Raw genomic sequence first — 7,880 nt, 5'->3', positions numbered from 1 at the left:
TTATAATATATAACAATAATGTTGTTTGGAGTAGAGAAAATAGGTTGGAAATGATTTAAATTATATCTTTTCTATACATAAATAATTAAAGTTAGTAAAATGATGAAAGTTATATGTGAGAAAAGAGGGTTTTTAGTGAAAATGAATAGAAGAAAACTAGTTTCAAGTATTTCAATGGCTATGTTATTAGTTGGTGTAATTGCATTCATATTTATGAATAAAGAATCTAAAATTAAAGGTTTTCCAGTACCAATGTCAGCAATTCATATTAACGATGATAAGGAAGAGGATTATCAATATATAAGTGTAATGCCAATTACAAAGGCGAGTGGATGGGAGAACTTAGGGGAAAACGGGCATACTGTTAGTTTTAAAAAGGGGGAGCGGAAGGTAACTGTATTACATTATCCAGGAGAAATTACGTATTATTTGTTTGAAAAATAATTGATGATAAAAGAGATAGGGAGTAGATGATAATGTAAGATTGTTTACTTTCTATCTTTTTTGGATTTTAATTCTGAATTGTTTGAATTAAAATTATTATGCGTATAGTATAAAATAATATGTTTTATTGAATGATATAGATAATCGGTAATACATAATAATGTTATGTAAACTATAAACAGGGTAAGAAAGCAAGAGATTTTAATTTTTATATTTTAGATGTATTTTTACACGGTAAGTATTCCAATAATCAACTTACAACATTTACGGAGGGCATCAAACTTTGAATAAGTAATGGAGTTGATAACAAAATAAATTAACGTTTGTGTATATGGAAAAATAGAAAGTATGGCGAGTGGGAAATGGATCGAATCATAAGGGGGAATTAAAAATGTTACTAAAAACAATCTACTGTAAGGTGGAAGAAGAGAAAAAAGAATTGTTTTCCAGTGCGCAAGAAAAATGGCGTGATATACAACACCTAGAGGGTTTTCATGGACAATTTGGTGGATGGAATGAAGATGAGGCATGTGTATTTACTTTATGGGAAGATAGAAGTGTATATCAATCATTTATGAATGGAGCTCACGATACAATTTATTTAAATAGTAATCAAGAGGATACGTTTCTTTCATGTGAAATTGAATTATTTCAAACGTTGTATGATATAACTGATATGCATTTGAAAGACGTTGTAATAGAGGGGGCATTCGTAAGAGTTGCTATATGTGATGTAAAGTTGGAAAAGGAAAAGTATTTTTTACATAAGCAAGAAACAATTTGGAATAAAGGAATGGAAAAAGCAAAAGGAATGCTAGGTGGAGTAGTTGGGAAGTCTTTAAAAAATGAAAATCGTTACATAGTGTTAACGTATTGGAAAGATGAAATAGCGCACCAACATTATGTGGAAGAGATTTTCCCAGATTTATATAAATTAGCTAATATTCATGAAGATATAGAAAAGATACAAGGAAAACAAGCTGTATGTAAGGAAGAATGGCTTGTATATTAAACGATGAAAAAGTGCATAAATGATTGTATAATAACGATATTTTCTTATAAACAACTAATTAATAGAAGACGTTATATACCCTTTCATGTTAATATATTTAAGTTATAATAGGAGGCTTACCCTTTTGTATTGTACGGTAGAAGCAGTGTGAGCTTGAAATTTTTTTAGAAAAGGATGTGCCTAATTTGCGTATCAATAAATTTATTAGTGAAGCTGGAAAAGCGTCTCGACGTGGAGCGGATAAACTAATTAATGAGAGAAGAGTAATTATTAACGGTAAGGTTGCAAAAATTGGTGACCAAGTGAACCCAGGTGATGATGTACGAGTAAATGGAGAGCAGCTTCGAATTGCTCGAGATCACGTATATATCGCTTTAAATAAACCAGTAGGTATTACATGTACGAGTGAAAAAGCTGTAAAAGGTAATATTATCGATTTAGTGAACCATCCTTTACGAATTAGTCACATTGGACGTCTTGATAAAGACTCAGACGGTTTAATTTTATTAACGAATGATGGTGATATTGTTAATGAAATTTTACGTGCTGAAAACAAACATGAGAAAGAATATATCGTTTCAGTAGATAAGCCAATTACACCTGATTTCTTAGAGAAAATGGCAGCGGGTGTTAAAATTTTAGGAACAAAAACGCTTCCTTGTGAGGTTACACAGTTATCAAAATATGAGTTCCAAATTATTTTAACACAAGGGCTAAATCGTCAAATTCGCCGTATGTGTGAAGCTTTAGGTTATCAAGTATACACGTTAAAACGTACGAGAATTATGAATATCGAATTGAATAATTTACCAGTTGGGCAGTGGAGAGATTTAACGAAGAAAGAGAAAAGACGTCTATTTGCAGACTTAAATTACGAACCACAAGATTGGTAAAATTGTGAAGTGAAACCAAAAAAATTTGGTTTCACTTTTTTAATTAAATAAATAATTTTTTTAAACACTTGCAAAAATAAAATGAATAAGATATATTAAATAACAATAAATGGATGTTTTACAAAAAGCAAAGAAAAGGACACGAGTTATTTTACCCGGTTATACAGAGAAGGAAGGAGAGCTGAGAACTTCCTAACGCAGAAAAATAACTTACCACCTTAGAGCTGCACTAGGGAAATTAAGTATCTAGTGCCGTGTATGCGACGTTATCGCAAAAGAAGCCATTATGTTTTTTGTGATGGGAATCTGGGTGGAACCACGGATATAAGCATATTCGTCCCTATATTTAGGGATGAATATGCTTTTTTGCATTCAATTTCATAATAAGCGAAGAAAAGGACACGAGTTATTTTACCCGGTTATACAGAGAAGGAAGGAAAGCTGAGAACTTCCTAACGCAGAAAAATAACTTACCACCTTAGAGCTGCACTGGGGAAATTAAGTATCTAGTGCCGTATAAACGACGTTACCGTAAAAGAAGCCATTGCATTTTGTGATGGGAATCTGGGTGGAACCACGGGTATAAGCACGCTCGTCCCTATTTTAGGGATGAGTGTGCTTTTTATTATGAAATGGAGAGATGAAAAATGAAAGAACAAATGATTGAAATTAAATTTCCAGATGGTAGCGTGAAAGAATTTGGAAAAGGAATTACTTTAGAAGAAATTGCGGGATCTATTAGTAGTAGTTTGAAAAAGAAAGCAGTCGCGGGGAAAGTAAATGATGGATTATATGATTTACGCCGAAATATTGAAGAAAATGCGGAAGTAGAAATCATTACTATAGATTCAAATGAAGGTGTAGAAATTGCAAGACACTCTGCGGCACATATTTTAGCGCAAGCTGTAAAAAGAATGTATGGTGATATAAATCTTGGGGTAGGGCCTGTTATTGAAAATGGATTTTATTATGATATGGATCTTCCAAGTAGTGTAAACATAGAAGATTTACGAAAAATCGAAAAAGAAATGAAAAAGATTATAAATGAAAATATAAAGATAGAACGAGTTGAGGTTTCTCGAGAAGAAGCAGCAAAACTGTTTCAAGAAATGAACGATCGCTTGAAATTAGAACTTTTAGAAGCAATTCCTAGTGGGGAAAGTGTAACACTATATAAACAAGGTGAATTTGTAGATTTATGTAGAGGGCCACATTTACCATCAACAGGTTATTTGAAAGCATTTCAATTAACTCACGTTTCCGGTGCATATTGGCGAGGTGATAGTAATAACCAAGTGCTTCAGCGCATATATGGTGTTGCATTCTCTTCTCAAAAAGAATTAGAAGAGTATTTACATTTCGTTGAAGAAGCAGCAAAAAGAAATCATCGTAAGTTAGGCAATGAGCTTGAGTTATTTATGTTTTCTGAAGAGGCTCCGGGAATGCCGTTTTATTTACCGAAAGGACAAATGATTCGTAACGAATTGGAAGCATTTTTAAGAGGAATTCAAAAAGAGTACAATTATCAAGAAGTACGCACTCCGTTCATGATGAACCAAGAAGTATGGGAGAGATCAGGGCACTGGGGACATTATAAAGATAATATGTATTTCTCTGAAGTAGATAATAAAAGTTTTGCATTAAAACCGATGAACTGCCCAGGGCACATGCTTATGTTTAAAAATAAATTGCATTCTTATCGTGAATTACCGATTCGTATGTGTGAATTCGGTCAAGTACATCGCCATGAATTTAGTGGTGCGTTAAACGGATTATTAAGAGTACGTACTTTCTGCCAAGATGATGCACATTTATTTGTAACTCCAAAACAAATTGAAAATGAAATCAAATCCGTAATGGCGCAAATTGATTACGTATATAAAACTTTTGGATTCGAATATGAAGTAGAGCTTTCTACTCGTCCAGAAGATTCAATGGGTGACGATAAATTATGGGAGCAAGCAGAAGCAGCATTAGAAAATGTATTACAATCGCTAAATTATAAATATAGACTAAATGAAGGTGACGGTGCATTTTACGGGCCGAAAATTGATTTTCATATTAAAGATGCTTTAAATAGAAGTCACCAGTGCGGAACAATCCAGCTTGATTTCCAAATGCCAGAGAAATTTGATTTAAATTATATAGATGAAAATAATGAAAAGAAAAGACCAGTTGTTATTCACAGGGCAGTTTTAGGGTCATTAGATCGCTTCTTAGCAATATTAATTGAGCACTTTGGAGGGGCGTTCCCGGCATGGGTGGCACCAGTTCAAGTGAAAGTAATTCCAGTTTCAAATGCAGTACATGAACAATATGCCAATGAGATTGCACATAAATTAGCACAAGCTGGAGTTCGTGTTGAAGAGGATGCACGAGATGAAAAATTAGGATATAAAATAAGAGAAGCACAAATGCAAAAAGTACCGTATATTCTTGTTATTGGGGATAAGGAAATGGAAAACGGAGCTGTAAATGTACGTAAATATGGAGAAGAGAAGTCAGAAGTTGTTGCGCTAGATGTATTTGTGGCAAGTATTGAAGAAGAAATAAAGAATAGAAAATATTGATTGTAAAGAAAACACACTATTAGAAATTAGTGTGTTTTCTTTTTTATCTTACAAAAATGTAAGGTAAATGTAAGCGAAATCGAGGGAACGAGTTGTAGAAAAATGAGAATATGAAGTAGGAAATAGGTTCATGTTAAGGGTGTAACTCTTATTAGATGAATAATTAAAAAATTCTTAAGAATTTACATGACAAAATAATAAGAAATATGTGAGAAATTGATTTTATACAAAAGGGATGGAGTGAAAGAGATGTCAACAAATGTAGTTACTGTAGAAAGTGTAGAAAAAACGTATGGGAAAAGAAATGAGAATCAGTCAAAAGCATTAAGAGGCGTATCGTTAAGTATTAAAGAAGGAGAATTTGTCGGGATCATGGGGCCTTCTGGATCTGGAAAAACGACATTACTTAATGTGATAAGTACACTTGACCAGGCGACAGGTGGTAGTGTGACGATAGCTGGTACAAATATTACTTCTATGAAAGGTAATGCATTATCAGATTTTCGATCTCAAAAATTAGGTTTTATCTTTCAAGATTTTAACTTACTAGAAAATTTATCAATTTATGAAAATATCGCTTTACCACTTTCTTTGCAAGGCGTACCATCAAGTGAGATTACTGGAAAGGTAAATGACGTTGCGAAGAAATTAGGCATCACTGAAATTTTAACAAAATATCCGACGGCTGTTTCTGGGGGACAAAAGCAAAGAACAGCGGCGGCAAGAGCTTTAGTACATAATCCAGCAATTGTATTAGCAGATGAACCGACAGGAGCGCTTGATAGTAAAAATGCAAAAAGTTTATTAGAAGCGATGCAAGATTTACATGAAAATCATAATGTAAGTATTTTGATGGTTACACACGATGCATTTAGTGCAAGTTATTGTGAGCGTATTTTATTTATTCAAGATGGTCTTCTTTATAAAGAATTAAATCGTCAAGGCACTCGAGAGAATTTCTATCAAGACATTTTAGGTGTGCTCGCTCATATGGGCTCAGCTGCTGAGTCTAAGTAGGGGGGCGAAACTATGTTATTTAAATTATCACGTCATAGTATGAAAAAGATGTTAAAAGATTATATGGTTTTACTTATTGGCCTCGTTATTAGTATTAGTATTTTCTACATGTTCCAAACAATGGCGATGAATAGTGAATTTACGAAAGATAATAGCCTAATTAGTAGTATTAGACTCGTCTTTTGGGTAGGTGCAATACTATTATCTTTCATTACTGTATTTTATATTATATATGCCAACTCTTTCTTACTCACGTTAAGAAGAAAAGAACTCGGTATGTACATGATGCTTGGTGCAAAAAAGAAAAAAGTAGCACAGTTATTATTTATTGAAACATTCGGTATGGGTATTGTCAGTATTATTATCGGTATTTTAGTAGGGATGTTACTTGCAAGTGTAGCAGGAAACTTTTTAATGAATGGAATGGAAATTTCAGCAAAAGGTAGTTATGCATCTGTATACACACCAGCAATTTTAGTTACAGCTATTTTCTTCTTAATACTATTTTTCATTACTGGCTTAATGAACAGTGTCCGATTGTTACGTAAAACTGAACTAGAGTTAATTCGTGAAGATGAAACACTAGATGAAGTAAAGAAAAGTAAAACTCGCATTATTATAATGACAGTACTTGGTGTATTACTAGTAAGTACAGGGTACTATTTTATGATCAATGTAAAAATATATGCTGAATTAGGTTTTATTATAGCAACCATCGTTACAACACTTGGAACATATTTTATCTTTAGTTCATTACTCCCATTTTTTGTGATGAAAATTAAGGGGAATAAAAAACGAAATGAAACTGGTCTAAATAGTTTTACATATGCACAGCTACGCTTTCGAGTAAATAGTTTATCGAGAGTATTAGGTACTGTAGCAATGTTAATTGCATTAGGCGCAGGTGCGATGACGGCAGGTATGGCTTTCCAAAAAAATGTAGGTATTATGACAGACTTTTCTCGTGTATATGATGTTGTAATTCATGATCCGAATGATCAAGACAAAGCTGCCTTAAAAGAAATGGAAATTGTTGAAGAAAGCAAGTACAACTATAAAGTAGATGGAGAAGCGGTTTATTATTTACGTAACGACTTAACTGCGAAACCACCACTTGTTTCAGACCATTTTGATACAAAAACGTTAAAAGAGCCTGTTCGTAAACGTGTGACTGAGCCTTTAACTGAACCTGTATATTCAGCTTTAGAGGCTCCTGAATTAGCAAAATTCCCTCAAATGCCAAAGGATTGGGAAGACGCAGTTGTAAGAGAGATACAAATTACGCATAATCAATTTAGCGGAAAACCAGTAAGAATTGCAGACGAAGAGCATTATAAAGGAATTCAAGGAACAGAACACACTGTAATATTAGCAAAAGTAGATGATATGAAAAAATATAAACCGTTATTGATCGAAATAGACAAGAGACAAAAAGCACAAATTGAAAAAGCAACAGGTGAAAAGGTAGACTTATTTACGAAAATGACAATTTATCAGTTTATGAACAGCTTCATGAGCGGAACAATGTTTATGGGATTTTTCCTCGGAATTGCCTTTTTAGCAATGATGGCAAGTTCCCTTATGTTCAAAATATTAACAGGTGCTTCTCGCGACGTACGCCGTTATGAAATGTTACGAAAAATTGGTGTGAGACGCAGTATGTTAACGAAAAGTATATATAAAGAAATTTCATATTTATTTATCTTCCCAGCGATCATTGGCATTTCTCACGTTTTAGTAGGGCTTAACTTATTTAGCTTTATATTAGTTGACCCGTTTGTGAAAGTGTGGGTGCCAATAGGGATTTTCTTAGTCATTTATTTCATTTATTACTGGATAACTGTTCAACTTTATAAAGGTATGGTAATGCCGAAAGAAGAGGTAGCTAAATAGTTTATGAAAAGAGTCCTTGTGTTGAGAATAATGGTATTATCCCCTATAGGT

6 protein-coding genes and 2 other annotated features are annotated in these 7,880 nt (G+C 33.2%); all 6 genes read left to right on the top strand.

The window, feature by feature from the left end; translation table 11 throughout:
- The first annotated feature begins 99 nt into the window (after window positions 1-99).
- The 6 genes from DN400_RS28965 to DN400_RS28940 all read left to right on the top strand — a co-directional run bounded on the left by DN400_RS28965 (window position 100) and on the right by DN400_RS28940 (window position 7,829).
- Entirely contained in the window at window positions 100-444 is a 345-nt protein-coding gene (locus DN400_RS28965) for a hypothetical protein (RefSeq protein ID WP_003278183.1), read from the top strand.
- A gap of 391 nt (window positions 445-835) precedes the next feature.
- Window positions 836-1,456, top strand: coding sequence for a YdbC family protein (locus tag DN400_RS28960; protein WP_000925176.1), 621 nt, complete (start codon window positions 836-838; stop codon window positions 1,454-1,456).
- Window positions 1,457-1,641: 185 nt separating this feature from the next.
- Window positions 1,642-2,349 (top strand): 23S rRNA pseudouridine(2604) synthase RluF, encoded by a 708-nt coding sequence (rluF, locus tag DN400_RS28955; RefSeq protein ID WP_001222162.1) that lies wholly within the window; start codon window positions 1,642-1,644, stop codon window positions 2,347-2,349.
- 121 nt (window positions 2,350-2,470) lie between these two features.
- Window positions 2,471-2,694 (top strand) — a binding site (T-box leader).
- 36 nt (window positions 2,695-2,730) lie between these two features.
- Window positions 2,731-2,952, top strand: a binding site (T-box leader).
- A 44-nt stretch (window positions 2,953-2,996) separates the two neighbouring features.
- Window positions 2,997-4,919: a threonine--tRNA ligase gene (thrS, locus tag DN400_RS28950; RefSeq protein WP_000663044.1), complete on the top strand. Its 1,923-nt coding sequence runs from the start codon at window positions 2,997-2,999 to the stop codon at window positions 4,917-4,919.
- Between the two features lie 249 nt (window positions 4,920-5,168).
- Window positions 5,169-5,936, top strand: coding sequence for an ABC transporter ATP-binding protein (locus DN400_RS28945; RefSeq protein WP_000106426.1), 768 nt, complete (start codon window positions 5,169-5,171; stop codon window positions 5,934-5,936).
- A 12-nt stretch (window positions 5,937-5,948) separates the two neighbouring features.
- Window positions 5,949-7,829 carry an FtsX-like permease family protein gene (locus DN400_RS28940; protein ID WP_000897860.1) on the top strand — a complete coding sequence of 627 codons (1,881 nt, stop codon included), beginning with the start codon at window positions 5,949-5,951 and terminating at the stop codon, window positions 7,827-7,829.
- The last annotated feature ends 51 nt before the right edge of the window (window positions 7,830-7,880 follow it).

The sequence above is a fragment of the Bacillus sp. AR8-1 genome, assembly GCF_008042345.1.
GTDB classification, from domain to species: domain Bacteria; phylum Bacillota; class Bacilli; order Bacillales; family Bacillaceae_G; genus Bacillus_A; species Bacillus_A cereus.
This window is presented reverse-complemented; position numbering and strand designations above follow the sequence as displayed.

Coding starts and splice junctions, on each gene's coding strand:
- thrS (WP_000663044.1), top strand. CDS start 2,997: ATGAAAGAACAAATGATTGAAATTAAATTTCCAGATGGTAGCGTGAAA.
- DN400_RS28945 (WP_000106426.1), top strand. CDS start 5,169: ATGTCAACAAATGTAGTTACTGTAGAAAGTGTAGAAAAAACGTATGGG.
- DN400_RS28940 (WP_000897860.1), top strand. CDS start 5,949: ATGTTATTTAAATTATCACGTCATAGTATGAAAAAGATGTTAAAAGAT.
- DN400_RS28965 (WP_003278183.1), top strand. CDS start 100: ATGATGAAAGTTATATGTGAGAAAAGAGGGTTTTTAGTGAAAATGAAT.
- DN400_RS28960 (WP_000925176.1), top strand. CDS start 836: ATGTTACTAAAAACAATCTACTGTAAGGTGGAAGAAGAGAAAAAAGAA.